23 protein-coding genes are annotated in these 26937 nt (G+C 77.0%); 15 read left to right on the top strand and 8 right to left on the bottom strand.

The window, feature by feature from the left end:
- Window positions 1–14: 14 nt before the first annotated feature.
- Together ACFY07_RS11715 and ACFY07_RS11710 are read right to left on the bottom strand one after the other, a co-directional pair.
- Complete coding sequence (locus ACFY07_RS11715; protein WP_390868517.1) at window positions 15–905, bottom strand: endonuclease/exonuclease/phosphatase family protein; 891 nt, start codon at window positions 903–905, stop codon at window positions 15–17.
- 598 nt (window positions 906–1503) lie between these two features.
- The gene (locus ACFY07_RS11710; protein ID WP_390868494.1) at window positions 1504–3123 is read right to left on the bottom strand and encodes an MFS transporter; all 1620 of its coding nucleotides are present in this window, start codon (window positions 3121–3123) and stop codon (window positions 1504–1506) included.
- Window positions 3124–3363: 240 nt separating this feature from the next.
- Here ACFY07_RS11710 and panB point away from each other — a divergent pair, with 240 nt between their 5' ends.
- From panB to ACFY07_RS11690, 4 genes are all read left to right on the top strand, one after another.
- On the top strand, window positions 3364–4251 hold the full coding sequence (gene panB / locus ACFY07_RS11705; RefSeq protein ID WP_390868493.1) for a 3-methyl-2-oxobutanoate hydroxymethyltransferase: 888 nt from the start codon (window positions 3364–3366) through the stop codon (window positions 4249–4251).
- 553 nt (window positions 4252–4804) lie between these two features.
- Entirely contained in the window at window positions 4805–6712 is a 1908-nt protein-coding gene (locus ACFY07_RS11700) for a glycoside hydrolase family 6 protein (protein WP_390868516.1), read from the top strand.
- 210 nt (window positions 6713–6922) lie between these two features.
- Window positions 6923–7981 (top strand): ATP-binding cassette domain-containing protein, encoded by a 1059-nt coding sequence (locus ACFY07_RS11695; RefSeq protein ID WP_390868492.1) that lies wholly within the window; start codon window positions 6923–6925, stop codon window positions 7979–7981.
- Entirely contained in the window at window positions 7978–8817 is an 840-nt protein-coding gene (locus ACFY07_RS11690; protein WP_390868491.1) for an ABC transporter permease, read from the top strand. The genes ACFY07_RS11695 and ACFY07_RS11690 overlap by 4 nt, the downstream gene beginning before the upstream one ends.
- Here the strand turns inward: ACFY07_RS11690 and ACFY07_RS11685 are convergent, their stop codons facing one another.
- Window positions 8818–12273, bottom strand: a complete 3456-nt coding sequence (locus tag ACFY07_RS11685) for a BTAD domain-containing putative transcriptional regulator (protein ID WP_390868490.1) — start codon at window positions 12271–12273, stop codon at window positions 8818–8820. It lies immediately after the preceding gene.
- A 225-nt stretch (window positions 12274–12498) separates the two neighbouring features.
- Between ACFY07_RS11685 and ACFY07_RS11680 the strand changes: the two genes are divergently transcribed.
- Entirely contained in the window at window positions 12499–13281 is a 783-nt protein-coding gene (locus ACFY07_RS11680; protein ID WP_390868489.1) for a site-2 protease family protein, read from the top strand.
- A gap of 30 nt (window positions 13282–13311) precedes the next feature.
- Here ACFY07_RS11680 and ACFY07_RS11675 read toward each other — a convergent pair whose 3' ends face one another.
- The gene (locus ACFY07_RS11675) at window positions 13312–13482 is read right to left on the bottom strand and encodes a hypothetical protein (RefSeq protein ID WP_230745439.1); all 171 of its coding nucleotides are present in this window, start codon (window positions 13480–13482) and stop codon (window positions 13312–13314) included.
- A gap of 98 nt (window positions 13483–13580) precedes the next feature.
- Window positions 13581–14300 carry an NADPH-dependent F420 reductase gene (npdG, locus tag ACFY07_RS11670; RefSeq protein WP_390868488.1) on the bottom strand — a complete coding sequence of 240 codons (720 nt, stop codon included), beginning with the start codon at window positions 14298–14300 and terminating at the stop codon, window positions 13581–13583.
- A 48-nt stretch (window positions 14301–14348) separates the two neighbouring features.
- Here npdG and ACFY07_RS11665 point away from each other — a divergent pair, with 48 nt between their 5' ends.
- Entirely contained in the window at window positions 14349–14975 is a 627-nt protein-coding gene (locus ACFY07_RS11665) for a hypothetical protein (protein ID WP_390868487.1), read from the top strand.
- A 100-nt stretch (window positions 14976–15075) separates the two neighbouring features.
- Entirely contained in the window at window positions 15076–16488 is a 1413-nt protein-coding gene (locus ACFY07_RS11660; RefSeq protein ID WP_390868486.1) for an MFS transporter, read from the top strand.
- A gap of 54 nt (window positions 16489–16542) precedes the next feature.
- Here ACFY07_RS11660 and ACFY07_RS11655 read toward each other — a convergent pair whose 3' ends face one another.
- A complete protein-coding gene (locus tag ACFY07_RS11655; protein ID WP_390868485.1) occupies window positions 16543–16764 on the bottom strand; it encodes a hypothetical protein in 222 nt (73 codons plus the stop codon).
- 125 nt (window positions 16765–16889) lie between these two features.
- On the opposite strand from ACFY07_RS11655, the gene map reads away from it, so the two are divergent.
- Window positions 16890–17738 carry a type I methionyl aminopeptidase gene (gene map / locus ACFY07_RS11650; protein ID WP_374228218.1) on the top strand — a complete coding sequence of 283 codons (849 nt, stop codon included), beginning with the start codon at window positions 16890–16892 and terminating at the stop codon, window positions 17736–17738.
- 70 nt (window positions 17739–17808) lie between these two features.
- Here map and ACFY07_RS11645 read toward each other — a convergent pair whose 3' ends face one another.
- On the bottom strand, window positions 17809–18513 hold the full coding sequence (locus ACFY07_RS11645; protein WP_230745417.1) for a bifunctional DNA primase/polymerase: 705 nt from the start codon (window positions 18511–18513) through the stop codon (window positions 17809–17811).
- A gap of 431 nt (window positions 18514–18944) precedes the next feature.
- Between ACFY07_RS11645 and ACFY07_RS11640 the strand changes: the two genes are divergently transcribed.
- Entirely contained in the window at window positions 18945–19178 is a 234-nt protein-coding gene (locus ACFY07_RS11640) for a hypothetical protein (protein WP_390868484.1), read from the top strand.
- Window positions 19179–19289: 111 nt separating this feature from the next.
- Complete coding sequence (locus tag ACFY07_RS11635) at window positions 19290–19481, top strand: hypothetical protein (protein ID WP_390868483.1); 192 nt, start codon at window positions 19290–19292, stop codon at window positions 19479–19481.
- Between the two features lie 64 nt (window positions 19482–19545).
- Here ACFY07_RS11635 and ACFY07_RS11630 read toward each other — a convergent pair whose 3' ends face one another.
- Complete coding sequence (locus ACFY07_RS11630; RefSeq protein ID WP_230745530.1) at window positions 19546–20370, bottom strand: RNA polymerase sigma factor SigF; 825 nt, start codon at window positions 20368–20370, stop codon at window positions 19546–19548.
- Between the two features lie 349 nt (window positions 20371–20719).
- Between ACFY07_RS11630 and ACFY07_RS11625 the strand changes: the two genes are divergently transcribed.
- From ACFY07_RS11625 to ACFY07_RS11605, 5 genes are all read left to right on the top strand, one after another.
- Window positions 20720–22048 carry an NAD(P)/FAD-dependent oxidoreductase gene (locus ACFY07_RS11625; protein WP_390868515.1) on the top strand — a complete coding sequence of 443 codons (1329 nt, stop codon included), beginning with the start codon at window positions 20720–20722 and terminating at the stop codon, window positions 22046–22048.
- Window positions 22045–22776 carry a DUF1365 domain-containing protein gene (locus ACFY07_RS11620; RefSeq protein ID WP_390868482.1) on the top strand — a complete coding sequence of 244 codons (732 nt, stop codon included), beginning with the start codon at window positions 22045–22047 and terminating at the stop codon, window positions 22774–22776. Before ACFY07_RS11625 ends, ACFY07_RS11620 begins: the two co-directional genes overlap by 4 nt.
- Window positions 22773–24089 (top strand): class I SAM-dependent methyltransferase, encoded by a 1317-nt coding sequence (locus tag ACFY07_RS11615; protein ID WP_390868481.1) that lies wholly within the window; start codon window positions 22773–22775, stop codon window positions 24087–24089. Before ACFY07_RS11620 ends, ACFY07_RS11615 begins: the two co-directional genes overlap by 4 nt.
- Before the next feature lie 138 nt (window positions 24090–24227).
- On the top strand, window positions 24228–25646 hold the full coding sequence (locus tag ACFY07_RS11610) for a class I SAM-dependent methyltransferase (RefSeq protein WP_390868480.1): 1419 nt from the start codon (window positions 24228–24230) through the stop codon (window positions 25644–25646).
- Window positions 25643–26449, top strand: coding sequence for a DUF1295 domain-containing protein (locus ACFY07_RS11605; protein ID WP_390868479.1), 807 nt, complete (start codon window positions 25643–25645; stop codon window positions 26447–26449). Before ACFY07_RS11610 ends, ACFY07_RS11605 begins: the two co-directional genes overlap by 4 nt.
- Window positions 26450–26937: the final 488 nt, after the last annotated feature.

Below are 26937 nucleotides of genomic sequence, written 5' to 3'. Positions count from 1 at the left end.
GCGGCCCCGCGCCCCTACAGCCGGACGCGGGCGGCGACGGGGAGGTGGTCGCTGCCGGTGGAGGGGAGGACCCAGGAGCTGACCGGGGTGACGCCCTTGGTCATGATCTGGTCGATGCGGGCCAGCGGGAAGGACGCGGGCCAGCTGAAGCCCATGCCGTCGCCCGCCGCGCCCTGGGCCGAGCGCATCTGCGAGGTGATGTCGGCGAGGCTGCGGTCGTTCATGGTGCCGTTGAGGTCGCCGAGCAGCACCACGCGCCCGAGCCGCTCGTCGGCGATGGCCTCGCCGAGCGCATCGGCGCTGTTGTCGCGCTGGTCCGCGGTGAACCCGGCGTCGAACTTCACCCGCACCGACGGCAGGTGGGCGACGTACACGGCCAGCGGGCCGCGCGGGGTGCGGACCTCGGTGCGCAGCGCCCTGACCCAGCCGATCTTGATGTCCACGGCCCGCGTCCCGGTGACGGGGTAGCGGGACCAGAGCGCCACGGTGCCCCGGACGGTGCGGTACGGGTAGGCGGCGGCCAGGGCCCGCTCGTACACCGGCAGTGCGGTGGCGGTCAGCTCCTCCAGCGCGACGACGTCCGCGTGCGAGGCGACGATGGCGCGGGCGGTGGCGGCCGGGTCGGCGTTCTGGGCGTCGACGTTGTGGCTGAGGACGGTGAGGTCGCCGCCGGCCGCGCTGCGGTCCGACAGCAGGCCGCCGAAGAGGTCCGCCCAGAGCAGCACCGGCAGCAGCAGGACCGCGAGGGCGAGGGCCGAGCGCCGCAGCAGGCCCCAGACGAGCAGGACGGGCAGGGCGAGGCCCAGCCACGGCAGGAAGGTCTCCAGCAGGCTGCCGAGGTTGCCGACCCGGTTGGGAACCTCGGCGTGGAGGACCAGCAGCACGGCGGTGGCCGCGGCGAGCAGCGCCGGGACGAGGCCGCGCCGCCAGGTGCCGCGGCCGCGCGCGTCCCGGCCCCAGCGGCCCCAGCGGCCCCGGCGGCCGGCGGCGGCGGAGGACCCGTCGGCGGAGCCCGCCGCCGGGGGGCCGTACGCCGTGGGCGGGCCGTACCCCGCGTGCGGGTCGTGCGGGTCGTGCGGGTCGTGCGCCGCGTGCGGGCCGCCGGGGACCCGGGGGTCGGGGGAGCCGTGCGGGGCGGACCCGCCGCCCAGGCGCGCCAGGCCGGGGAGCCCGGGCAACCCGGCCGGTCCGGACAGGCGGCGGGAGAGGCGGGACAGCCGGGGCCGGGGACCGCTCCGGTCCGGCTGCCCGCCGTCGGCCTGCGTCCGCGCCCTCGCCGCCTGTGCCATGCCCTGTTCCCTCGCGCCGTGCCGTGTGTCCGTACCGTGCCTGGCCGCGCGGCGGGCCGGGACCGGCCGCCCGCGGCTCCGCTGCTCGGCCCAGCGTATGCCGGGACAGACGTCCGGGACCGCGCCGGAGGTTCCGGGAGCCCGGGCGGCGCCGCGCTCCGGCGCGGGGAGGACCGCCGGGGGCCGGGCGGCGCGGCCCCCGCCCGACGGGCCCTCAGGATCCCCCGGCCGCCGCGGGTTCCGCCTCCCGCTCCCCCGGCCGGGGCCCGCCCTGCGCCGCGGCCGGGCGCCCCGGCATGAAGAGCAGGGCCACCAGGGCCCCGGCCAGCACCACCCCCGCGGACACCGCCGCCGCCACGTGCATGGCGTGCACGAACGCCTCGCGGGCGGGGACGGCGAGCGCGGCGCCGCGCGGGCCGAGGCGGGCGGCGGCCCCGAGGGTGGCCTCCACGGACTCGCCGGCCCGGTCGCGCAGGTCCGCGGGGAGGCCCGCCAGCCGCTCCGAGACGCCGGAGCGGTAGACGGTGGAGAGCAGCGCGCCGATCACGGCGACGCCGAGCGAGCCGCCGAGCTGGCGGAAGGTGTTGTTCAGCGCCGAGCCCGCCCCGGCCTTGCCGCGCGGCAGCGCGGACATGATGGTGACGGTCACCGGCGGCGACACGTGCGCCATGCCCGCGCCCATCACGAACCCCGCGGCGCCGGTCGCCCAGAGCGGCGTGGCGGTTCCGAGCAGCAGGTAGCCGAGGAAGGCCACGGCCATCAGGGCGAGGCCCGCCGCGCAGGTCGGTCCCGCGCCGATGCGGTCCACCACCAGGCGGGCCCGGGGGGCGAGCACCATCTGGGCCGCCGCGAGCGGCAGCATCACCAGGCCCGCCGCCAGGGGGCTGAGGCCGCGCACGCTCTGCAGGTAGAAGGCGGTGAAGAAGGTCACACCCATCAGGCCGAAGAAGACCGCGCAGCTGACCGCCATCGACGCGCCGAAGCGGGAGTCGCGGAACCAGGTGACGTCGAGCGCCGGGTGGTCGCTGCGCCGTTCGTGGAGGAGGAAGAGGCCGAGGACGGCAAGGCCCGCCAGGGAGGGCACCCAGGCGGCGGGGGCGGTGAGATCGGCCCGCTCGCCGGCCTCGATGATGCCGTAGACCAGCAGCACCAGGCCGACGACGGAGAGCAGCACGCCGGGGACGTCGGGGCGGCCGGGGTCCGGGTCGCGGGAGTCGGGGACGAGGAGCGCCATGCCGACCAGCGCGACGGCGACGACGGGGACGTTCACCAGGAAGACCGAGCCCCACCAGAAGTGCTCCAGCAGCACGCCTCCGGTGATCGGCCCGACCGCGATGGCGACGCCGGCCGCGCCCGCCCAGATGCCGATCGCCCGGGGCTGCTCGGCGCGGTCGAAGACGTGCATGACGACGGCGAGGGTGGCGGGCATCACCAGCGCGCCGCCGACGCCCATGACCGCCCGGAAGACGACGAGCTGGACGGGCGAGGAGGCCATCGCGGAGAGCAGCGACCCGGTGCCGAAGACCGCCATGCCCGCGAGGAGGGTCCGCTTGCGGCCGATGCGGTCGCCGAGGAGGCCCGCGGTGAAGAGCAGGCCGGCGAAGACCAGGGTGTAGGAGTTGATCGCCCACTCCAGGTCGCTCTGGCTCGCGCCGATGCCGGTGGGCGCGGGGGCGGCGATGGTCTTCATCGCGACGTTGAGGATGGAGTTGTCGAGGACGACGACCAGCAGGGCGCAGATCAGCACCCCGAGGATCGCCCAGCGGCGGCGGTGGACCGCGCCGGGCACCCTCTGCGGGTCGGCGGGCTGTCCGGCCTTCACGGCGGTGGACATGGTGCTCCCGTCGGTGGGGGCCGGGCGGGTCCCGGGGGGCGGGCGCCCGCGTCGGCCGGGTGGGGGTACGGGTCCGTCCCGTACGGCGGAGCCGCGGCAGAGCCCCGTGCGGGGCGGTTCGCATCCTGACCGGTACGCACCCGCCTCTTTGCGCACCGCGCGGGGCGTGTCAGCATGGGGGGTGATCCGGGGACGCCCGTACGGGCGCCACGAGACCGCACACCCACAGGAGCCTGTTCGATGAACGCTTCCTCTCCGCTCCCGCCTGTCCAGGACCAGGGGCAGGGCCAGGACCGCCCGGCGAACTCGCTGTACGGGGGCACCCGCAACCGCCGGGTGACCGTGCGCGACATCGCCGCCGCCAAGCAGCGCGGCGAGCGCTGGCCGATGCTCACCGCCTACGACGCGCTCACCGCCGGGGTCTTCGACGAGGCGGGGATCCCCGTCCTGCTCGTCGGCGACTCGGCGGGCAACTGCCACCTCGGCTACGACACGACCGTGCCGGTCACCATGGACCAGATGGTGATGCTCTCCGCCGCCGTGGTGCGGGGCACCGAGCGGGCGCTGGTCGTCGCCGACCTGCCCTTCGGCTCGTACCAGGAGTCGCCCTCCCAGGCGCTGCACAACGGCGTCCGCCTGCTGAAGGAGGCGGGCGCGGGCGCGGTGAAGCTGGAGGGCGGCGAGCGGGCGGCGCCCGCGATCGAGCTGCTGGTGCAGGCCGGCGTGCCGGTGATGGCGCACATCGGCCTGACCCCGCAGTCGGTGCACGCGCTGGGCGGCTACCCGGTGCAGGGCCGCGGCGAGGAGGCGGCCCACCAGCTGATGCGGGACGCCAAGGCGGTGCAGGCGGCCGGCGCGTTCGCGGTGGTGCTGGAGGCGGTGCCGGCCGAGCTGGCCGCGCAGGTGACCGCCTCGCTGGCGATCCCGACGGTGGGCATCGGCGCGGGCGTCGGCTGCGACGCGCAGGTGCTGGTGTGGACGGACATGGCCGGGATGACGGCCGGGCGGGTGCCGAGGTTCGTCAAGCAGTACGCGAACCTGCGGGCGGTGCTGGGCGACGCGGCCCGGGCCTTCGGCGAGGACGTGGCGTCGGGGGCCTTCCCCGGCGAGGAGCACTCCTTCCACTGAGGCGCGGGGCCCCGTGACGGGGCGCCGGGGCGGGCGGGTCGCGACCCGCCCGCCCCGGCGCTTTCCGGGGTCCGTCGGCGCTCCGCACCTGGGAGCGCTCCCATACATGCCCGCGGCGAGACGCACCGAAACGGCGCGGCGGGAATCGCCTCCGGCCGCGCCGGGCGGGCCGGGCGCGGCGGTCCGCGTTCAACAGGTGAAGCCGGTGCGGACCATTGACAGGCCAGGCCAGCGGTGGCTTCATGTGATCTGTCGCCGCGTCGCCCCCGCCCCGCACCATGTGCGGGCCCGGCAGCCGACGCCACCACGCATCGTGGTGCCCCCGACTCCCGACCTCTGCGGCCCCGTGGGCCGGCGCTCCGTGGGAGCGCTTCCACGAAGGGCCCGTCGGGACCGCCCGCCCGGCAGCATCAGCCGGAGGCGCCCCACCCCACCCCCGGCCGGCCGGCGACCACCCATCCCGGCCGGCGCCTCCCTCCCCTTAGGAGCCGACGTGACCACACCCCCAGCGCGCGGAGAGCGCCGCTCTCGCCTCCGCCGCAGCCTCGCCGCGCTGGGCGCACTGGCGCTGGCCTCCGGGCTCGGCGTCGCCGCGGGCGGCACGGCCCGGGCCGCGGCCGCCGCCCGCGTGGACAACCCGTTCGCGGGCGCCAGGATGTACGTGAACCCGGACTGGGCCGCCCACGCGGCGGCCGAACCGGGCGGCAGCGCCGTCGCCGGCCAGCCCACCGCGGTGTGGCTGGACCGCATCGCCGCCATCAACGGCACCGGGGGCGCCATGGGCCTCAGGGCCCACCTGGACAAGGCGCTCGCCCAGGGCGCGAACCTGGTCCAGTTCGTCATCTACGACCTCCCCGGCCGCGACTGCGCCGCCCTGGCCTCCAACGGCGAGCTCGGCCCCACGGACCTCGCCCGCTACCAGACCGAGTACATCGACCCCATCGCGGCGATCATGGGCGACCCCGCCTATGCGAACCTGCGCATCGTCAACGTCATCGAGCCCGACTCGCTGCCGAACCTGGTCACCAACGCGGGCGGCACCGCGGGCTCCACCGAGGCCTGCGCGACCATGAAGGCCAACGGCAACTACGAGAAGGGCGTCGGGTACGCGCTGCACAAGCTGGGCTCGCTCGGCAACACCTACAACTACGTCGACGCCGGCCACCACGGCTGGCTCGGCTGGGACTCCAACCTCGGCCCCTCCGCCCAGGAGCTGTACAAGGCCGCCACCAGCAACGGCGCCACCGTCGACGACGTGACCGGATTCATCGTCAACACGGCCAACTACAGCGCCACCGTGGAGAAGAACGTCAAGGTCACCGACTCGGTCAACGGCACCACCGTGCGCCAGTCCAAGTGGGTGGACTGGAACCAGTACGTCGACGAGCAGTCCTACGCGCTCGGCCTGCGCGACAAGCTCATCGCCACCGGCTTCCCGGCGAGCATCGGCATGCTGGTCGACACCTCCCGCAACGGCTGGGGCGGCAGCGCCCGGCCGAGCGGCCCCGGCCCGCTGACCTCCGTCGACGCGTACGTCGACGGCGGCCGCCTCGACCGCCGGATCCACGCCGGCAACTGGTGCAACCAGAGCGGCGCCGGCCTCGGCGAGCGGCCCGCCGCCTCCCCCGCCCCGAACATCGACGCCTACGTGTGGGTGAAGCCCCCGGGCGAGTCGGACGGCGCCAGCTCCGCCGTCGCCAACGACGAGGGCAAGGGCTTCGACCGGATGTGCGACCCGACGTACACGGGCAACGCACGCAACGGCAACAACCTCACCGGCGCCCTGCCGAACGCGCCGCTGGCGGGACACTGGTTCTCCGCCCAGTTCCAGGAGCTGCTGAAGAACGCCTACCCGCCGGTGACCGGCGGCGGGGGCGACACCCAGGCCCCGAGCGTGCCGACGGGCCTGAGGTCCACCGGCACCACCTCCTCCAGCGTCTCCCTCTCCTGGACCGCCTCCACCGACGACACCGGCGTCACCGCCTACGACGTCTACCGCGGCGGCACCAAGGTCGGCACCACCGCCGGCACCTCCTACACCGACACCGGCCTCACCGCCGCCACCGCCTACAGCTACACCGTCAAGGCCCGCGACGCGGCCGGCAACACCTCCGCCGCCTCCACGGCGCTCTCCGTCACCACCGCCCCGTCCGGCGGCGGCAGCGGCTGCACCGCGGCGTACACGGTGACCAACTCCTGGGGCACCGGCTTCACCGCCGACGTCACGGTGAAGGCGGGCGGCAGCGCCGTCACCTCCTGGAAGGTCACCTGGACGTTCGCCGGCGACCAGCGGATCACCAACGCCTGGAGCACCACCGCCACCCAGAGCGGCCAGGCGGTGAGCGCGGTCAACGTCGACTACAACGGCAGCCTCGCGGCCGGCGGCTCGACGACCTTCGGGTTCCAGGGCACCTACAGCGGCACCAACGCGGTCCCGACGCTCACCTGCACCGCGGGCTGAGCCGCCCGCACGACCCGCACCCCGCACGCACGCCCGGAGCGCCCGCCCCGGGACCGGCACCCGCCGGTCCCGGGGCGGTGCCGGTCCCGGGGCGGTGCCGGGCGGTGCGCCGCAGAGGTGACAGCGGTATGACGGCGGGACGGGAGCGGCGCGGCGGCGGTGACGGCGGGATGACGGCGGGACGGGAGCGGCGCCGGGGAGCGTGGGGGCATGACACCGACCACCACCGCCCCCGCAGCGCCGGGGCCCGCCGTCGACGTGCGCGGCATCGTCAAGCGCTACGGCGCCACCACCGCCCTGGACGGCGTCGACCTGCAGGTCCGCCAGGGCACCGTCCTCGGCGTCCTCGGCCCCAACGGCGCCGGCAAGACCACCCTCGTCCGGGTGCTCTCCACCCTGGTCCGGCCCGACGCGGGCACCGCCGTCGTCGCCGGGTACGACGTGGTGCGCCAGCCCCGGCAGCTGCGCCGCGCGATCGGGCTCACCGGCCAGTACGCCTCCGTGGACGAGGCGCTCTCCGGCTTCGAGAACCTCTACCTCATCGGCCGCCTCCTCGACCTGCCCCGCCGCACGGCGCGGGCCCGCGCCGAGGAGCTGCTGGAGCGCTTCTCGCTCACCGAGGCGGCCCGGCGCCCGGCCCGCACCTACTCCGGCGGCATGCGCCGCCGCCTGGACCTCGCAGCGAGCATGACCGGGCGCCCCCGCGTGCTCTACCTGGACGAGCCCACCACCGGGCTGGACCCCCGCACCCGCGGCGAGGTGTGGGGGGAGGTGCGGCACATGGTCGCCGAGGGCTCCACCGTGCTGCTGACGACCCAGTACATGGAGGAGGCCGAGCAGCTGGCCGACGAGCTGACCGTGATCGACCGCGGCCGGGTGATCGCCTCCGGCGGGATCGCCGAGCTGAAGGCGCGGGTCGGCGGCCGCACCCTGCGGGTGCGCCCCGCCCGGCCGGGGGACCTGCCGGAGATGGCGCGCTGCCTGGCCGCGGCCGGGGTGGCCGGCGCCGCCGCCGACCCCGCCGGGGGCGTGCTGTCCGTCCCGGTGGCGGGCGAGGAGCAGCTGACCGCGGTGGTCGGTGTGCTCGGCACCCGCGGCTTCCCCGTCGCCGACCTGGAGGTGCGCCTGCCCAGCCTGGACGACGTGTTCCTGGCCGTCACCGGGCGGCCGTCCGCCGCCGCCCCCGCGCAGGACCCCGTGCAGGACCCGGCCCAGGACAGCGCCGAGGACACCGCGCACCCGCAGCCCGCGAAGGAGTACGCAGCATGAGCACCGCCGTCCTCACCTCCCCGTACGACGACACCCCGTACGACGGCGCCCCGCCCGCGGGCGACGGCCGGATCGGGCCCCGCGCCCAGCTCCGCCACGTCGGGGCGCTGACCCGCCGCAACCTGCTGCGGATCAAGGCCGACCCGGAGTCGATGTTCGACGCCCTGCTGATGCCGGTCGTCTTCATCGTGCTCTTCGTCTACGTCTTCGGCGGCGCGATGTCCGGCGGCCGGGGCGACTACATCCAGTACCTGGTCCCCGGCCTGCTGGGCCAGACCGGCATCAACCTGGCGATGGCCGTCGGCACCGGCCTCAACTCCGACTTCGCCACCGGCGTGATGGACCGCTTCCGGACCCTGCCGATCGGCCGCGCCTCGGTGCTGGTCGCGAAGCTCCTGGCGGAGACGCTCCGCGGGCTGGTGTCGTTCACCGTCCTCATCGCCTTCGCGCTGCTGCTGGGGCTGGAGGTGCGGACCGGTCCGCTGCAGGTGCTGGCCGCGGTCGCGCTCTCGCTGCTCTTCGGCTCGGCGATGGTGTGGCTGTCCATGCTGCTCGGCATGTCGCTGCGCAGCGCCCAGGCGGTGCAGGGGGTCTCCGCGCTGGTGCTGATGCCGCTGCAGTTCGGCAGCTCGACCTTCGCCGACCCGGCGACCATGCCGGGCTGGCTGCGGGCGTTCACCCGGCTCAACCCGATGTCGGCGCTGGCCGACGCCTCCCGCGCCCTGTTCAACGGCGGGCCGCTGGCCCACCCGGTGCTCATGGTGCTGGCGTGGACGGCGGGGATCACGGCGGTCGCCGCACCGCTGGCGGTGGCCCGGTTCCGGAAGCGGACCTGATCAGCCCGCCTCCCCGCCCCACGGCTCCAGCAGGGCGGCGGCCCCGGCGATGCCGAGGCCGCCGCCCTCGGCGTGCGCGGCCGCGTACCCGGCGTCGCCGAGCACCCCGCGCAGCAGCCGCTCGTGGTCGGCGACCTCCTGCCGCGCCAGGTGGTTGCCGGGGTGCTCGCGGCCCAGGGCGGCGTGCGCCCCGAGGAGGGCGGCGCCGCGGCGGGCCGCCTCCCGCCGGTCCTGCTCCGGCTCCGCCGGGTGGACGGCGAGGCGGGCCAGCGCGCAGGCGGCCATCGACAGGAGCGCGACGGCCATGAGGTCGGCGAACCACCGCGCGGGGCCCGAGGCGCCCCGCATCCGCCGGACGCCGTCGCGGACCAGGGCCACCCCCCGGCGCGGGCGGCCGAAGCGGGCCTCCGACCAGCCGCGGGCGGCGTCGAGGATCCCGCGGAAGACGTCCTGCCCGGGGAACCCGACCTGGGAGAGGCCCTGCGCCAGCCTCCCGACCAGGGCGTCCGCGCCGTCACGGTCGCCCCGGCGGACCGCCAGCATCAGCAGGAGCAGCTCGCCGAAGAAGGCGGTGCCCGCGCCGTCCCGGCCGAGGGCGACCGCCTCCCGGACACCCTCCCGGACGAGCCGCTCCGCCTCCCCGGGGTCGCTGCCGAACAGCGCCTCGCCCCGGCGGACCAGCAGGCCGGGCACGTCGTGGCGGGCTCCCAGCTCCCGGGCGAGCCCCAGGGCGCGGGCGTAGCCGTCGGAGGCGAGGGCGGCGTCGCCGCGCCTGGCGGCGGCCTCGGCCAGGGCGGAGAGCGCCTCGGACAGGCCCCAGCGGTCGCCCAGCCGTTCGAAGGTGCGCAGCGCCTCCTCCGCGTCGGCGAGGGACTGCTCCGGGCCGCCGGGCCGGTCGTTGGCGAACTTGGCCCGGAACTGCAGGGCGAAGGCCAGGTCCCACGCGCCGCCGTGGCGGCGGCAGCCCTCCACCATCGCGTCCAGCACGGCCGGGACCGCGTCCAGGTCGCCCGCCACGAGGGCGGCGAAGACGCGCACCTGGGCCGGGAAGCGGGCCGAGCGGGGCAGTTCGGGCGGGTAGGCGGCCAGGACGCGGCGGCCGAGCTCGGCGGTGGCCTCCGGGGAGAGGGCGGCGAGGTCCTCCTCGACCCCGGCGACGAGCCGGTAGAGGAACGCCTGCCGCCTCGCCTCCCGCAGCACGGCGGGCGGCCAGGGCGGCGGGAGGTCCAGCGGCGCGGGGGCGGCGGCGGCCGCGTCGTGGAGGCCGCCGCCGTGCGGGTCGGCGTCGCGCAGGTCGGCGTCGTAGGGGTCCGCGTCCAGCGGGTCGGGGCCCAGGGCGGCGACGGCGTCGCACCAGGCACGGGCCTCGGCCCGGTCGTTGCGGACGGCCCAGAGCCAGCCCATGCCGAGGACCAGGCAGAGCGCCTCCTGCTCCTCCCCGGCGTCGACGGCGCGGCGCAGGGCGGCCCGGATGTCGTCCTTCTCGCGCTCCAGCAGGTCCAGCCGGCGCAGCTGCTCCCGGCCGCGCAGCAGCGGCTCGGTGCGGCGGACCAGTTCGCGGAAGAAGCGGAGGTGGCGCTGCCGCGCCCGGTGGAGTTCGGCGTCGCCGGCCTCCCGCAGCCGCTCGGCGGCGTACGCGTGGACGGTCTCCAGGAGCCGGTACCGGGCGCCGCCCTCGCCGCCGTCGAGGTCCGCGACCACCAGGGACCGGTCGACCAGGGAGAGCAGGAGGCCGGCGACGTCCTCCTCGGCCAGGTCCGCGCCGTCGGCGCAGACCTGTTCCGCGGCCTCCAGGGTGCAGCCCCCGGCGAAGACGGAGAGGCGGCGCAGGACGGCGCGCTCGCCGTCGCCGAGGAGGTCCCAGCTCCAGTCGACCACCGCGCGCAGCGTCTGCTGACGGGGCAGCAGGGTGCGGCTGCCGCCGTCCAGGAGCCGGAAGCGGCGGTCCAGCCGGTCCGCGACCTGGCGCAGTGTCATGCCGCGCAGGCGGGCCGCCGCCAGTTCGAGGGCGAGCGGCAGCCCGTCCAGGCGGCGGCAGACCTCGGCGGCGGCGGCCGGGTCCTCGGCGGGGTCGAAGCCGGGACGCGCCGCCGCCCCGCGTTCGGCGAGCAGCCGGAGCGCCTCCCGCTCCGGCAGGGGGTCGAGCGGCCGCACCGCCTCGCCGGGGACGCCGAGCGGCTCCCGGCTGGTGGCGAGGACGGCGACGCCGGGGCACTCGGCCAGCAGGCGGTCGGCCAGGTCGGCGCTCGCACCGACCAGGTGCTCGCAGTTGTCGAGGAGCAGCAGCATCCGCCGCCCGGCGCAGTGCTCGACCAGCCGGCGCACCGGGTCGGCGGACCGCGCCTCCAGGGCGTCGGCGACCTTGCCGTGGTGCAGCACCGTCTCGCGCAGGCCCAGCGCGGCGAGGACGGCGCCGGGGACGGCCGCGGGGTCGTCGAGCGGCGCGAGTTCGGCGAGCCAGACGCCGTCCGGCCAGGCGCCGGCGGCCTGCTGGGCGCGGGCCGCCTCCAGCGAGAGCCGGGTCTTGCCGGAGCCGCCCGGGCCGGTGAGGGTGACCAGCCGGGCGGAGGAGAGGGCGGCCGCCAGCCCGCGCAGCTCGTCCTCGCGGCCGACGAAGCTGGTGAGGCCGGACCGCAGGTTGCCGGGCGGGCGGGCGGGGGCGGCGGGCACGGCCGGGGGCGCGGGCGGGGCGGGGGCGCGGGCCGGATCCCCGGCGGGGGCCGGGTCCCCGGCAGGCGGCGGGGCGAGCAGCTCCCGGTGCAGCGCCCGCAGCTCCGGGCCCGGGTCGGCGCCCAGCCCGTCGGCCAGGGCGCGCCGCGCCTCCTCGTACGCCTGCAGCGCCTCGGCGGCGCGGCCCTCGGCGCGCAGGGCCCGGATCCGCAGCGCGTGCAGCGGCTCGTCCAGCGGGTGGTCGCGGACCAGCCCGGCGAGCTCGGGGACGAGCGGCGCGGTGCGGCAGAGGGCCAGGTCGGCGGCGATCCTGGCGCGCAGGGCGGCGAGCCGCTGCGCCTCGCAGCGGGCGGCGGGGGCCTCCCGGTCGGGGAGGTCCGCGAGGGCGGGCCCGCGCCACAGGTCCAGCGCCTCGCGCAGCAGCCCGGCGGCCTCCCCGGCCCGGCCGGCGGCCAGCGCCCGCTCCCCCTCGGCGGCGAGCCGCCGGAAGCGGCCGAGGTCCACCTCGTCGGCCCCGGCGCGCAGCCGGTAGCCCTCGGGGCCGGAGCCGACCGCGTCCCGGCCGAGGGACCGGCGCAGCCGGCCGACCAGGGTCTGGAGCGCACCGGTGCCGTCCTGCGGCGGGTCGCCGTCCCACACCTCACCGACCAGGACGGCGGCGGGCACCGGACGGCCCTCGCGCAGGGCGAGCGCGGCGAGCAGGGCGCGCAGCCGGGCACCGCCGAGGGGGACGGGGGTGCCGTCGTCGTGGTGGGCCAGGGTGGTGCCCAGGATGCCGTAGCGCACGGCCCCATTCTGGTGGAGGGCTGCCCGCGGCGGGGCGGGGGGCGGGACGGCGGCCGGAGGAGGGGCGTTCCGGACGGGGCCCGGGCGGGGCTCGGGCGGGGCTCGGGCGGGGCCGTGGAACGGCCGGGGCCGCGCATGCGTTCTCCCAGCGCCGCTTGTGGGTGCGATCCGCGGGCGGGCATGATCGGTCCCCCTGCCGTCCCGAGACCCCGGAGCCCTTCCGCCATGACGTTCGCCGAAGCCCAGCGCCCCCGCAGCGAGGAGCGCCGGATCAGCCCGGTCTTCTGGGTGCTGCTCGCCGTCCTCGGCACGTCCGCATGGGCGGTGTGGAGCGGCTTCGGGGAGAACGCCCGCTTCGGCGTCTTCCTCCTCGTGGTCTCGGGCTGGGTCGTCTCGCTCTGCCTGCACGAGTACGCGCACGCCCGCACCGCGCTGCACGGCGGCGACCTCACGGTGGGCGCCAAGGGCTACCTGACGCTCAACCCGTTCAAGTACGCCAACACGCTGCTCAGCGTCATCCTGCCGGTGGTCTTCGTGATCCTCGGCGGGATCGGCCTGCCGGGCGGCGCGGTCTTCATCGAGCGGCACCGGATCAGCGGCCGCTGGAAGCACAGCCTGATCTCGGCGGCGGGCCCGCTGGTGAACCTGGCGCTGGCGGTGGCGCTGCTCGCCCCCATCGGGGCGGGCCTGCTGGACGCGGCGCCGCCCGCGTTCACGGTGGCGCTGTCCTTCCTCGCGCTGCTGCAGATCACCGCGACGGTGCTCAACCTCATACCCGTGCCGGGCTTCGACGGCTACGGCATCATCGAGCCCTGGCTGTCGCTGAGGGCGCGGCGGGCGGTGGAGCCGTTCGCACCCTTCGGCATGCTGGCGGTCTTCGCCCTGCTGTGGCAGACGCCGGTGGGCGACTGGTTCTGGCGGCTGGCCTACCAGGTGATGGAGCTGCTGGACGTGCCGCCGGCCTACGCCGCGCTCGGGTACCAGGCCTTCCGGTTCTGGGAGGGCTGATCCCGGGCCGCGGGGGCCGGACGCCGGGGCTCAGCCCCGGGAGGCGCGCTGCCGGCGGATGTAGTACCAGGCCATGTTGCTGGTGACGGCGGCCAGCAGGACCCAGACGACGCCCAGCCAGTTGCCCTGGACGAACGAGACCACGGCGGCGGCGACCGCCAGCAGGCAGGCGACGAGGGCGAGGACGGCGTTGCGCGGCATGGCGGCGGGCTCCCGGCGGGCGGTGGCGGTGCGGTCGGACGCCTCCCATTGTCCCCGACGCCGGGGACGCGGCCCCGGCGGGGCCGCGTCCGGGCGGTTCAGACGTCGGTGACGCGCAGGCCGGCGTGGGCCTTGTAGCGGCGGTTGGCCGAGATGAGGTTGGCGGTCAGGGACTCCACCTGGTGCGCGTTGCGCAGCCGCCCGGCGTAGATGCCGCGCATGCCGGGGACGCGGCCGGCCAGGGCCTGCACGGTGTCGGTGGCGGCGCGGTCGTCGCCGAGGACCATCACGTCGGTGTCGATCCGCTCGACCGCCGGGTCCTGGAGGAGCACCGCGGACAGGTGGTGGAAGGCGGCGGTGACCCGGGAGTCGGGGAGCAGCGCGGCGGCCTGCTGGGCGGCGCTGCCCTCCTCGGGCCTCAGGGCGTAGGCGCCCTGCTTGTCGAAGCCGAGCGGGTTGACGCAGTCGACGACGATCTTGCCCGCGAGTTCGGCGCGCAGCGACTCCAGGGTGGCGCCGTGGCCGTCCCAGGGCACGGCGACGATCACGACGTCGGCCTCCCGGGCCGCGGTGGCGTTGTCCGCAGCGCGCACGCCGTGGCCGAGCTCGGCGGCGGCCTCCTCGGCGCGGTCGGCGCTGCGGGAGCCGAGGACGACCTGCTGGCCGGCGAGGGCCAGGCGGCGGGCCAGGCCCTTGCCCTGCGGGCCGGTGCCGCCGAGGACGCCGACGACCAGGCCGGAGACGTCGGGCAGGTCGTGCGGTCCGGGCTTCGGGGCGGCGGCGGGCGCGGCGGGTGTCACTGCATCGGGTGTAGTCATGCCGTGATCCTCCCAAAGCGGTCGGCGGCTGCGGCAGCATGGGGCCGCATGGACGCGATCCGGGTGTCGGCACTGCGCGAGGTCCTGACCGGCACGGGCTGGCTGGAGGCGACCAGGGACTTCGCCTGGGCGCTGCGCTCCAGCGTGTCGCGCGGTCCGGGCGGGCCCGGGGGCGCGGGCGGGCTCCTGCTGGTCGGGACGGAGGGGCAGGAGCCGTGGCACATGGCCGCCCACCTCGACGACGAGGCCGCCTGGTCGGCCCTGCCGCAGCTCTCCCCCACCCTGGTGCGCTGGCGGGTGCCGCCGGGCGCCCCCGGCCACCTGGCGGTGGACCTGCGGCGCCTGGAGCGGGCCCGGCGGGGCGAGACGCTGCTGGTGGTGGCGCCGGAGGCGGCCGGGGCGCCGCTGCTGGAGCGGGTGGACGGCGCCCGGCGGACGGGCGCGACGGTCCTCGCCCTGGAGACGGGCGACGCCGAGCTGCGGGGCCTGGCACACGAGGCGCTGACGGTGCCGGTGGACGGGGCCGCCGAGGAGGCGGCGCCCGCGTTCGACGTGGTGCAGCACCTGGTGACGGCGGCGGCGGGCGAGGAGCCGCCGCGCGGCCGCCGCCGAGTGGTCGACCGGATGGCCCGGCTGGCGGAGCGGCTGACGGCCCCGCCGCCGCTGCGCTGGTGAGGCCGGGGCCCGCGCACCGGTGCCGGCCCCGCCGCCGCTCCGGCGAGCGGCCGGATTAATCGTTTGTGCACCGCGGCACGGCGGCGCATCATCACCCTCCGTGCCACCCGAACAGCCCGCGCCGCCCGAACGGCCCGCCCCGCCCGCCCCTCCCGGGCAGCCCGCGCCGCCCGGCCGGCCCGCGTCCGCCCCTGCCGACCGCCTCCGCGCCCTCGCCCGCCGCGTCCGCCCCGACCTCGCGCCCTGGCGCTCCTCCCGCGACTTCCGCCTGCTGTGGAGCGCCGGACTGGTCACCACCTTCGGCAGCTTCCTCACGTACGTGTCGGTGCCGCTGCAGATCAAGGACCTCACCGGGTCGTCGCTCGCGGTCGGCCTGGTCGGCGCGGCGGAGCTGGTGCCGCTGGTCGTCTGCGGCCTGTGGGGCGGCGCGCTCGCCGACGCCCTGGACCGGCGGCGGATGGTCCTCGCCACCGAGGCCGGGCTGGGCCTGCTGTCGCTGCTGCTGCTGGCGAACGCCCTGCTGCCGCACCCGCTGCTGTGGCCGCTGTACGCCGTCGCCGCCCTCACCGCCGCACTGGACGGCCTCCAGCGGCCGTCGCTGGACGCGCTGACCCCCCGGATCGTCGCCCACGACCAGCTCACCGCGGCCGCCGCGCTCAACTCGCTGCGCTGGCAGGTCGGCGCGATCGCCGGGCCGTCGCTGGCCGGGGTGGTCGCGGCGACGGCGGGGGTGCAGGTGGCGTACGCGCTGGACGCGGCCACCTTCGCGGTCTCGCTGCTGCTGCTCGCCCGCATGCGGGCGGCGCCGCCGCCGACCGGGGCGGAGCGGCCCTCCCTGGCCGCGGTCGCCGAGGGGCTGCGGTACGCGTGGAGCCGCAAGGAGCTGCTGGGCACCTACGCGGTGGACGTCGTGGCGATGCTGTTCGCCTTCCCCAACGCGGTCTTCCCGTTCCTCGCCGACCGGCTGCACGCGCCCTGGGCGCTGGGCCTGATGTACGCCGCGTCCTCGGCGGGGGGCCTGGCGGTGTCGGCGACCAGCGGCTGGGCGTCCCGCGTGCACCGGCAGGGCCGGATGGTGGTCGCGGCGGCGGCGCTCTGGGGCGCGGCGGTCGCCTGCGCCGGGCTGGCCGGCCGGGTGTGGGCGGTGCTCCTCCTCCTGGCCCTGGCCGGGGGCGCCGACATGGTGAGCGGCCTGGGACGCTCCACGATGTGGAACCAGTCGATCCCGGACGCGCTGCGCGGGCGGCTCGCCGGGGTGGAGCTGCTCAGCTACTCGCTCGGCCCGCAGCTGGGGCAGGTCCGGGCGGGCGGCACGGCGGCGGCCTTCGGGGTGCGCACGTCGGTGTGGTCGGGCGGCCTGCTGTGCGTGGCCGGGGTGGCGGCGCTGGCCGCGTCGCTGCCGCGGCTGCTGGCGTACGACGACCGCACCGACCCGCACGCGGCGGCCGTACGGGCCGAGCGGGGGCGCCGGGCCGCGGCGGAGGCGGAGGCGGCCGAACCGGCCGCGGTGTAGCCGCGCCCCCGGCTCCCGCACGTGCGGGGGCCGGGGGCGCGGCGGCGGGCGCCGTCAGGCGCCGTCGTCGGCGGGGCGGTCGTGCCAGCGGGGGTCGGTGTCCCACGTCGCGTTGCGCTCGGCGGCGGTCTGCAGGGCGTGCTCGGCGTCGGCCCGGGTCGCGTAGGGGCCGAGACGGTCGCGGGCCGGGCACTCCGGGCCCTCCTCGACCTTGCGGTGCTGCACGCAGTAGAACCACTCGCCGGGCTTCCCCTGCGGCTTGCGTCCGAACGGCATCGGGCGGCCTCCTTCGTCCGGGGCCGTCGTCCTCGGCCCTCCCTGGGGGGATCATGCCCCGTGCCGGGGCGGGCACGCGGGGGAAGCCCGCCGCGGGCCGGGGGACGGCGGATAGACTGCCCGCCATGGCTCCCCTGGTTCCCGGCCGGCTCTCCCCGACCCGCAGCGTCCCGTCGCACATCGCCCGCCCCGAGTACGTGGGGAGGCCGGCGCCGCAGCCGTACACCGGCCCCGAGGTGCAGACCGCGGAGACGATCGAGAAGATGCGGGTGGCGGGCGCGCTGGCGGCCCGGGCCATGGACGAGGCGGCCCGGCACATCGCCCCCGGCGTGACCACCGACGAGCTCGACCGGGTCGCCCACGAGTACCTGTGCGACCACGGCGCCTACCCGTCGGACCTGGGCTACCGGGGCTTCCCCAAGTCGATCTGCACCTCGGTCAACGAGGTGATCTGCCACGGCATCCCGGACTCCACGGTGCTGCAGGACGGCGACATCGTGAACCTCGACGTCACCGCCTACATCCACGGCGTGCACGGCGACCTCAACGCCACCTACCCGGTGGGGGACGTCGACGAGGAGTCGAAGCTGCTGGTCGAGCGGACCCGCGAGTCGCTGAACCGGGCGATCAAGGCGGTGCGGCCGGGCCGGCAGATCAACGTCATCGGGCGGGTCATCGAGTCGTACGCCAAGCGGTTCGGCTACGGCGTGGTCCGCGACTTCACCGGACACGGCATCAACACGTCGTTCCACTCGGGCCTGGTCGTCCCGCACTACGACAGCCCGCGGGCCACCGAGGTCATGCAGCCGGGGATGACCTTCACCATCGAGCCCATGCTGACCCTGGGCACGTACGACTACGAGATCTGGCAGGACGGCTGGACGGTCGTCACCAAGGACCGGAAGCGGACCGCCCAGTTCGAGCACACCCTGGTGGTCACCGCCGACGGCGCGGAGATCCTGACGCTCCCGTAGGGGCGCCCCGGGCCCCGCGCCCCGGCCCGGCGGCGGCCGGGGCGGCCCGGCCGCCGGGCGGAACGGTTCCTCAGCCGATCCGCCACTGCTCCTCGGCGACCGCGCCGACCGTGCTGCAGGCGTCGGTGAGGACGTCGAGGACGCGCAGCGGGTCCGGCAGCGGGTGCTCCGGGCCGCGCACCCAGCGCACCGCGCCGCCGCCGGGCAGCGCGGACGGCGGCAGCAGGACGTAGGAGCCCCGGCAGTGCCAGCGCAGGCCGGGGTGCTCCTCCAGGGTGTCGGGGTGGCTGTCGAGCTCGCAGGGCCACCACTCGTCCTCGTCGGCCGGGGTGCCGCGGGTGGCGGTGAAGAAGAGGTAGCGGCCGTCGCCGGCGGCGACCGGGCCGGCCGCGTCCAGGCCGAGCAGCTGCTCCAGGGCGATCCGGCCGGCGTCCTCCGGGACGTCCAGCACGTCGTGGCTGCGGCCGGTGGCGGTGACGAAGTTGGCCAGCGGGTCGCGGGCGAGCCAGCGGGCGACCTGCTCGGTGTCGGTGGTGGCCTGGCTCTGCCAGGCGAAGGAGACCGGGTGGCGGGCGGGGGCCGGACAGCCGACGCGGTCGCAGGAGCAGCGGTAGCCGGCCGGGCGGGCGGCGGGCGCCACCGGGAGGCCGGCGCGGACGGCGCCGAGCAGCAGGTCGAGCCGGCCCGCGGCCGCCGCGTCCCGGGCGGCCGGGGCGTCGCCCGGGCGCGTCCGGCTCCGCCACCAGTCCGTCCACCTGCTGCCTCTGGCTTCCATCGAGCCCCTTCTTCGCACGTCCCTGCACCCGGTCCGGGGTCGCCGGCCGACTGCTGCCGAGGTCCACGGTACGGAGCGGCGGCGGCGCGGGGGGGCGGAAACCCCGTCAGGTCACCCCTGCGGGCCGCTCCCGCCGGGCGGATCGGGCCGGGCGCCGTGCGACCGGTCCGGCCGCGCCGGGCGCGCCCCTGCCGGGCATGCGGCGCTCCGGGCCGCGCGGTGAGGCGGGTCCCGGGCGTCCCGTGGGCGTACAGAGCAGGATAAGACCCCGCGGACCGTGCGGACGACCACGGGGCGGGAGCCGGCGGCGGGCCGGGCGCCGGGCGGGGCGGCGGGCCGGGCGCCGGGCGGGGTCCGGTGCCGGGCGCCCGGACCGGGGCGGCTCCGGGCCGGGGTGCCGCGGGCGGGGCCGGGGTGCGAAGCTTGCGGGTATGAGGAGTGCGGAGACCGAGTTCGTGGGCGGGCCCCTGGACGGCAGGGTGCTGCCGATCCCGGTGGGCCCGTTCAACGGCGTGCCGAAGACCTACCGGGTGCCGGTGCCCGCACACCTCGGCCGGCCCGCCTCCGTGCTGGTGTACCACCGGGCGAAGCAGTACGACGCCCGCGGCCGGTGGCGCTGGCGGTACGAGTACGCGGCGACCGACGGGGAGGCCGCCGCCGGATAGCGCGCCGCGTCCCGGCCGGGACCTGCGGCGACGCGCGGGACTGCAGGACCCGCGGGACTGCGGGACCCGACAGGACGGGCGAGACCTGCGAGACCTCAGGGAGGCACCGCCGTGGCACCAGCTCCCCGCGACCGCCGGGCCGTGACCGGGCAGGCCCGCGTCATGGCGTTCGTCACCCTCGCCTGCCTGGTCCTGGTGAGCCTGTACAGCGCGGTCCTCCGGTCGGAGCCGGGGCTGTGGCTGGCCTGGTCCGTGCTGGCGGCGGCCACCGGGGCGCTGCTGGTCCGGGCCCGCCGGACATGAGCGACGGCCCCCGGCGCGGGGCGCCGGGGGCCGTGCGGCCGTGGTGCGGTGGTGCCGGACGGGGTCACGCCGTCTCGGCGGCCATGCCCTCGCGGAGCCGCGCGAGGATGCGGGAGAGCAGCCGGGAGACGTGCATCTGGGAGATGCCGAGCTCCGCGCCGATCTCCGACTGGGTCATCTCGGCGCCGAAGCGCAGCGACAGGATCCGGCGGTCGCGGTCGGGCAGGGCGGCGATCAGCGGCTTGAGCGCCTCGTGGTCGAGGACGCCCTCCAGGCCGGTGTCCTCCTCGCCGAGGCGGTCGGCGATGGAGCCCTCGCTCTCCTCGTCGTCGCTCTGCGCGTCGAGGGAGTAGGCGGTGTAGCCGGCGGAGGCGACCAGGCCCTCGCGGACCTCGTTCTCCGGCATGTTCAGCTTCGCGGCCAGCTCGGCGGCGGTGGGCTCGCGGCCGAGGGTGAAGGCGAGCTCGTCGCTGGCCTTGGCCAGGTCCAGGCGCAGCTCCTGCAGGCGGCGCGGCACGTGGACGGCCCAGCTGGTGTCGCGGAAGAAGCGCTTGATCTCGCCGATGACGGTGGGCAGCGCGAAGGTGGGGAACTCCAGCCCGCGCTCCACGTCGAACCGGTCGATCGCCTTGATCAGGCCGATGGTGCCGACCTGGACGATGTCCTCCATGGGCTCGCTGCGGGTGCGGAAGCGCGAGGCGGCGAAGCGCACCAGGGCGAGGTTCAGCTCGACCAGCGTGTTGCGGACGTACGCGTACTCGTGCGTGCCCTCCTCCAGCTGCGCCATCCGGCGGAAGAGCACCTTGGACAGCGCGCGGGCGTCGTCGGTGTTGATCTCGTCGGCGCGGGGGATGGGGGGCAGGTCGGCGAGCGTGCCCGGCCGGTCGATCGCGGGCGCGCGGTGGTCGGCGGGCGCCGCCTCCGGCGCGGCGGGGGCATGGACTTCTGCTGCGGCTGCGACGTCGACCCTCACGGGTGGAATCCCTCCCTCGGATGTCCCGCGCCTCGGGGGTGGCGCGGGGCAGTGGCCACCGCCTACCCCGGCCGCACGACCTCATGCACGGCAAACGGGCGAATTTTTCGGCCCTCCGAGGATCCTGCGGGGATCGCGGATTTTTCCTGCTCATCGACCAATCCACCCGTTCGGGCGTACCGAATGACCTTCGTCTGTGTCGAGTCGGCCGCATCTGGAGCGGCCCGGGCAGGGAGGTGGCGTGGGGATCTCGGACGGTCGTCGCATGGCGGTGGTCGGCAGCGGGGTGTCGGGTCTGACGGCGGCGTGGGAGCTGCGGCGGGCCGGGTGCGAGGTGGTGCTGTACGAGGCCGACAAGCGGCTCGGCGGCCACGCCCACACCCAGGACGTCATCGCGGACGACGGGAGGCTGCTGCCGCTGGACACCGCGTTCCTCGTGCACAACGAGCGGACCTACCCGGAGCTGATCCGGCTCTTCGGCGAGCTGGGCGTGCGCACCCGCGACTCCGACATGTCGATGAGCGTGCGCTGCCGCGGCTGCGGCCTGGAGTACGCGGGGGCGCGCGGCCCGGTGGGCCTGTTCGCCCGGCCGTCGGCGCTGCTGCGCGGCCGGTACCTGCGGATGCTCACCGAGGTGCCGCTCTTCCACCGGCGGGCGCGGCGGCTGCTGGAGTCGCAGGACCCGGAGGCGGACGCGGTGACGCTGGGCCGCTTCCTGGACGAGGGCGGCTACTCGCCGTACTTCCGGTCGCACTTCGTCACCCCGCTGGTCTCCGCGGTGTGGTCCTGCGCCCCGCACCTGGTGGGCGAGTACCCGGCCCGCTACCTCTTCGCCTTCCTCGCCAACCACGGCTACCTCAGCGTCTCCGGCTCGCCGCAGTGGCGCACGGTGGTCGGCGGCTCCCGCACCTACGTGCAGGCCGTCGCGGAGCGGCTGACGGCCGTTCACACCGGCGCCCCGGTGCGCGCCGTGACCCGCTTCGGCGACCGGGTGGAGGTGACCGCCGACGACGGCGGGACCTCCGAGTACGACGGCGTCGTGGTGGCCACCCACCCGGACCAGGCACTGCGGCTGCTGGCCGACGCCACCCCGGCCGAGCGGGAGGTGCTGGGCGCGATCCCCTACTCGCGCAACCCCACCGTGCTGCACCGGGACGCGAGCGTGCTGCCGCGCGCCCGCGGCGCCCGCGCCTCCTGGAACTACCTGCTGCCGGCGTGCGGCTCGGACGCCGGGCAGGTGCGGGTCAGCTACCACCTCAACCGGCTGCTGGGCCTGGACACGGCCGAGGACTACCTGGTGACCCTGAACGAGGAGGAGGGCGACCGCCGCGTGCCCGAGGACCTGGTGGTCTCCCGCATGGTGTACGAGCACCCGCTGTACACCCGGGAGTCGGTGGCCGCCCAGCGGCGGCTGCCGGAGCTGTCGGCCGGCCGCACCGCGTTCGCCGGGGCGTACCACGGGTGGGGCTTCCACGAGGACGGCTGCCGCTCGGGGATCGCCGCGGCCGCGTCCCTGCTGGGCCTGCCGGCGCCGGCCGGGGCCTCCGGGGTGTCCGCGGGCGCGGGCGGCGGCGCGGGGGTGCCCGCAGCGTGAGCACGGCCGCCCTGTACGACTGCCGGGTCTCCCACGTGCGGACCCGGCCGCTGCGGCACTCCTTCTCCCACCGCACCTACCTGTGGCTGGTGGACCTGGACGAGCTGCCGCGGCTGCCCCGCTGGGCCCGCGCCCTGGCCCGCTTCGAGGCCCGCGACCACGTCGGCGACCCGGGCCGGACTCTGCGCGCCAACCTGGAGGGGTGGCTCGCGGAGCAGGGGGTGGAGCTGGGCGGCGGGCAGGTGCTCATGCTGGCCCACGCCCGGGTGCTCGGGTACGTCTTCAACCCGCTGACCGTCTACTGGTGCCGGTACGCCGACGGCACCCCGGCGTGCGTGGTCGCCGAGGTGCACAACACCTACGGCGGGCGGCACCGCTACCTGCTGCACCCGGACGCGGAGGGAAGGGCGGAGACCCGCAAGGAGTTCTACGTCTCGCCGTTCTTCCCCGTCGACGGCGGGTACCGCATGAGACTGCCGGAACCGGGGGCAGGGTTGAACCTGACCGTGCACCTGGAGAGGGACGGCGGACGGCCGTTCACCGCGACCGTGCGCGGCGTGCGCCGCCCGGCGACCACCGCCGGGCTGCTGCGCGCCGTGCTGCGGCACCCGTGGTCGACGGCTGCGGTGTCGGCGCACATCCGCCTGCAGGGCGTCCTGCTGTACCTGCGGGGGCTGCCCGTCGTCCCGAGGCAGACGCGGCACGCGGACCACGGAGGAGAGAAGTGAACCAGCGCATCGAAGAAGAGACGGCGGCCCGGGGAGCGGCGGACCGGGCGGCGCCCGCCGCAGGGTCCGTGCCGGACGGCCCCGGCCGGATCGACCCCGAGCAGTGGCCCGACGTCGCGCGGGTCCCGCGCTCGCGGGTGCGGGCCGCGCTCGCGCGGGTCCTGCTGCGGCAGGTCGCCCGCCGCACCGGCCTCGGCCTGCAGCTGCCCGGCGGGCCCGCCCCCGCCCCGGGCCTGCCCGTGCTGCGGGTGAACCGCCCCGACGCCTTCCACCGGCGGCTCGGGGTGGGCGGCCTGATCGGCTTCGGCGAGGCCTACCAGGCGGGCGACTGGGACGCCGACGACCTCGCCGGGGTCCTCACCGCCCTCGCCCGCTCCCCGCAGACCCTGGTGCCGCCGCGGCTGCAGTGGCTGCGGCGCCTCTACGTCCCCCGGCACCCCGTCTCCGAGCACAACACCCCGGACGGCGCCCGCGACAACATCCGGCGCCACTACGACCTGTCCAACGACCTCTTCGCGCTCTTCCTCGACCCGACGATGACGTACTCCTCGGCGCTCTTCGAGGAGGACGCCGCCGGCCGGCCCGTCGCGGAGTGGGGGCTGCTGGAGGCCGCCCAGCACCGCAAGATCGACCGGCTGCTGGACCTGGTCGGCGTCGGCGAGGGCACCCGCCTGCTGGAGATCGGCTCCGGCTGGGGCGAGCTGGCGCTGCGCGCCGCCCGCCGCGGCGCGACCGTCCTCACCCTGACCCTCTCCGAGGAGCAGCGCGACCTGGCCGTGGCCAAGCTCGACGCGGCCGGGGTCGGGGACCGGGTCGAGGTGCGGCTTCAGGACTACCGGGCGGTGGACGGGGAGTTCGACGCCGTGGTGAGCGTGGAGATGATCGAGGCCGTCGGCGCGCAGTACTGGCCGGCGTACTTCGCCACCATCGACCGGGTGCTGGCGCCCGGCGGGAAGGCCGCCGTCCAGGCCATCACCATGGCCCACGAGCGGGTGGAGGCCACCAAGGACACCTACACCTGGATCCACAAGTACATCTTCCCCGGCGGGATCATCCCGTCGCGGGAGGCCGTGGAGCAGGTGACCGCCGAGCACACGGGGCTGCGGGTGGTGCGCGCCGACCGCTTCGGGCAGCACTACGCGGAGACGCTTCGGCTGTGGCGGGAGCGGTTCGGCGCCCGGCGCGGCGAGGTCGCGGCCCTGGGCTTCGACGGCGTCTTCCGCCGCATGTGGGACCTGTACCTCGCGTACTCCGAGGCCGGGTTCCGCACGGGCTACCTGGACGTGCAGCAGCTGCTGCTCGCCCGCGGCTGACCCGGGCGCGCCCGGGCAGGACACCACCGACCAGGACACGCACGGCCCGGACCCGCGCGGTCCGGACGAGGCAGACGGGGCGCGGACGGCCGGACAGGACCGGCCGGGCGCGCCCCACCAGAGAGGGGAAAACACACCGTGACGTCCACCCGACCGCCGTCCGCCGCCCGCACCGCCACCGGGGCGGCGGGGCGGCTGGCCCCGCTGCTGGAGGAGCTCCTCGGCGGCGCACTCCCGATCCGCATCCGGGCCTGGGACGGCAGCGAGGCCGGCCCGGCGGACGCCCCCGCCGTCGTGCTGCGCTCCCGCCGCGCCCTGCGTCGGCTGCTGTGGTACCCGGGCGAGCTGGGCATCGCCGAGGCGTACATCACCGGCGAGCTGGACGTCGACGGCGACCTCGGCGAGGGCCTGAGCCGGGTCTGGCGGGCGGCGCGCGAGCGGGGGGTCGCGGGGCCGCCGCGCCTCGGCCCCCGCGAGCTGGCCCGGGCGGCGGGCACGGCGCTGCGCCTCGGCGCGGTCGGCCCCCGCCCGGCCTCCCCCTCCGGCCGGGCGGGCCTGACCGGCGCCCTGCACAGCAAGGCCCGCGACCGGGCGGCCATCAGCCACCACTACGACCTGTCCAACGACTTCTACGCGCTGCTGCTGGACCGGCACATGGCGTACTCCTGCGGCTACTGGACGCAGGAGGAGGGCCCCGGCTACGGACTGGAGGACGCCCAGCGCGACAAGCTCGACCTGGTCTGCCGCAAGCTCGGCCTGCGCGAGGGCATGCGCCTGCTGGACGTCGGCTGCGGCTGGGGCGCGCTCGTCGTGCACGCCGCCTCGGAGTACGGAGTGCGGGCGACGGGCGTGACGCTGTCGGCGCAGCAGCACGCGTACGTGTCCAAGCGCGTCGCGGACCTGGGGCTCGCCGACCGGGTCGAGGTGCGGCTGCAGGACTACCGGGACGTCTCCGACGGCCCCTACGACGCGGTGTCCACCATCGAGATGGGCGAGCACGTCGGCGACGCGCAGTACCCGGCGTTCGCCCGGCAGCTCGGCGGGCTGCTGCGGCCCGGCGGGCGGCTGCTGGTGCAGCAGATGTCGCGCGGGTCGCGGGCGCCGGGGGGCGGCGCGTTCATCGAGACGTACATCGCCCCCGACATGCACATGCGGCCGGTGGGCGACACGGTGGCGCTGCTGGAGGACGCCGGGCTGGAGGTCCGCGAGGTCCACGCGATGCGGGAGCACTACGTGCTCACCGTGGACGCCTGGCGGCGCACGCTGGAGGAGCGCTGGGCGGAGTTCGCGGCGCTGGTCGGCGAGGAGACCTGCCGGGTGTGGCGGCTCTACCTGGTCGGCGGGGCGCTGGCGTTCGCCGAGCGGCGGATGGGCGTGGACCAGATCCTCGCGGTGCGGCCGGCCGCGGACGGCACCAGCACCTTCCCGGCGACGCCGGGCGGCTGGCACGGCGCCGCGTACGGCGGCGGGCGGGGCTCCGGGGACGGGGCCGGGGACGGCAGCGGCAGCGGCAGCGGCACGGGCAGCGGCAACGGCACCGGGGAGGGCGCCGCGTGAGCGGGGTCGACGGCGGCGCGTTCGCCGTGAACGTGGCCGCGTCGGCCGGGGCCGCGCTCGTGGTGCTGCTGGGCGCCGCCGCGTTCGGTGTCCGCAAGGGCCTGCACCGGGTGGTGGACATCGCCTGGGGCCTGGGCTTCTGCGCGGTGGCGGGCGTCTCGTACGCGCTGTCCGCCGGGCACGGCGACGGCGGGCGGCGGCTCCTGGTCCTGGTGCTCGTCCTGGTCTGGGGGCTCCGGCTGTCGGGGCACATCGCGGCCCGCTCGCGCGGCCACGGCGAGGACCCCCGGTACGAGAAGCTGCTCTCCAAGGCGCCGCCGGAGCGGCGCACCGCGTACGCCCTGCGGATGGTCTACGGGCTCCAGGCGCTGCTGGTCTGGTTCGTCTCGCTGCCCGTGCAGTTCGCCTGCTACGTGCCGCACCCGCCGGGCGTCCTCGCCTGGACCGGCACGGCGGTCTGGGCGGTCGGGGTGTTCTTCGAGGCGGTGGGCGACTGGCAGCTGACCCGCTTCCGGTCCGACCCGGCCAACCGCGGCCAGGTCATGGACCGCGGCCTGTGGCGGTTCACCCGGCACCCCAACTACTTCGGCGACGCGTGCGTGTGGTGGGGCCTGTTCCTGCTCGCGGCGGACGCGCCGGCGGGGTGGGCCACCCTGCCCTCGGTGCTGGTGATGACGTACCTGCTGGTCAACGGCAGCGGCAAGCCGATGCTGGAGAAGCAGATGCACGCGACGAAGCCCGGCTACGCCGAGTACGTCGCCCGGACCAGCGGCTTCTTCCCCCTGCCGCCGCGCCGCGCCTGACCCGCGCCGCGCACCGCCGGTTCCCGGACCGTCCCGGACCGTCCCGGGCCGTTCCGGACCGTCGGCCCCCGCCACCACGGCGGGGGCCGACGCGTGTCCGGGTGCGGTCCGGAACGGCGGGGCGGACGCACCGGCCGGACCCGGCCCGCGCGCGCCCGCGCGCGCCCGGACGCGTGCGGGCGGGGCGGCGCAGGTATGGGATCAGGCGCATGGTCATGTCCCCCGCGCGCCTGCGCGCGGGCGGGGCGGCGGCCCGCCGGACGGCCCCGCCAACGGCGGCCCGCCCGTGCCCGGGCGCGCGCGGGCGGGCGGGTCGCCCCGGTCCGTGGCTGGTCGGGGCGTGGGGCCCGTGCCCGGGCGCGGGCGGGCCGCCGGGAGGGCGCCGGGCCTCCGGGGGCGCCGCCCCGGACACGCGTCGGCCGCCCCCGGGGGGAACCGGGGGCGGCCGGGTGGAGCGGGCGGGTCGGGCCGGCCGGGCGGGCGGGCGG

Source organism: Streptomyces sp. NPDC001380, assembly GCF_042895785.1.
GTDB lineage: Bacteria > Actinomycetota > Actinomycetes > Streptomycetales > Streptomycetaceae > Peterkaempfera.
Note: the sequence above shows the minus strand (reverse complement) of the source record. Positions and strands in the feature narration are given on the sequence as shown.

Excerpts from the sequence above, each read along its gene's own strand:
- ACFY07_RS11710 (WP_390868494.1), bottom strand. The coding sequence starts at position 3,123 with ATGTCCACCGCCGTGAAGGCCGGACAGCCCGCCGACCCGCAGAGGGTG.
- panB (WP_390868493.1), top strand. The coding sequence starts at position 3,364 with ATGAACGCTTCCTCTCCGCTCCCGCCTGTCCAGGACCAGGGGCAGGGC.
- ACFY07_RS11695 (WP_390868492.1), top strand. The coding sequence starts at position 6,923 with ATGACACCGACCACCACCGCCCCCGCAGCGCCGGGGCCCGCCGTCGAC.
- ACFY07_RS11690 (WP_390868491.1), top strand. The coding sequence starts at position 7,978 with ATGAGCACCGCCGTCCTCACCTCCCCGTACGACGACACCCCGTACGAC.
- ACFY07_RS11680 (WP_390868489.1), top strand. The coding sequence starts at position 12,499 with ATGACGTTCGCCGAAGCCCAGCGCCCCCGCAGCGAGGAGCGCCGGATC.
- ACFY07_RS11675 (WP_230745439.1), bottom strand. The coding sequence starts at position 13,482 with ATGCCGCGCAACGCCGTCCTCGCCCTCGTCGCCTGCCTGCTGGCGGTC.
- npdG (WP_390868488.1), bottom strand. The coding sequence starts at position 14,300 with ATGACTACACCCGATGCAGTGACACCCGCCGCGCCCGCCGCCGCCCCG.
- ACFY07_RS11665 (WP_390868487.1), top strand. The coding sequence starts at position 14,349 with ATGGACGCGATCCGGGTGTCGGCACTGCGCGAGGTCCTGACCGGCACG.
- ACFY07_RS11655 (WP_390868485.1), bottom strand. The coding sequence starts at position 16,764 with ATGCCGTTCGGACGCAAGCCGCAGGGGAAGCCCGGCGAGTGGTTCTAC.
- map (WP_374228218.1), top strand. The coding sequence starts at position 16,890 with ATGGCTCCCCTGGTTCCCGGCCGGCTCTCCCCGACCCGCAGCGTCCCG.
- ACFY07_RS11645 (WP_230745417.1), bottom strand. The coding sequence starts at position 18,513 with ATGGAAGCCAGAGGCAGCAGGTGGACGGACTGGTGGCGGAGCCGGACG.
- ACFY07_RS11640 (WP_390868484.1), top strand. The coding sequence starts at position 18,945 with ATGAGGAGTGCGGAGACCGAGTTCGTGGGCGGGCCCCTGGACGGCAGG.
- ACFY07_RS11625 (WP_390868515.1), top strand. The coding sequence starts at position 20,720 with ATGGCGGTGGTCGGCAGCGGGGTGTCGGGTCTGACGGCGGCGTGGGAG.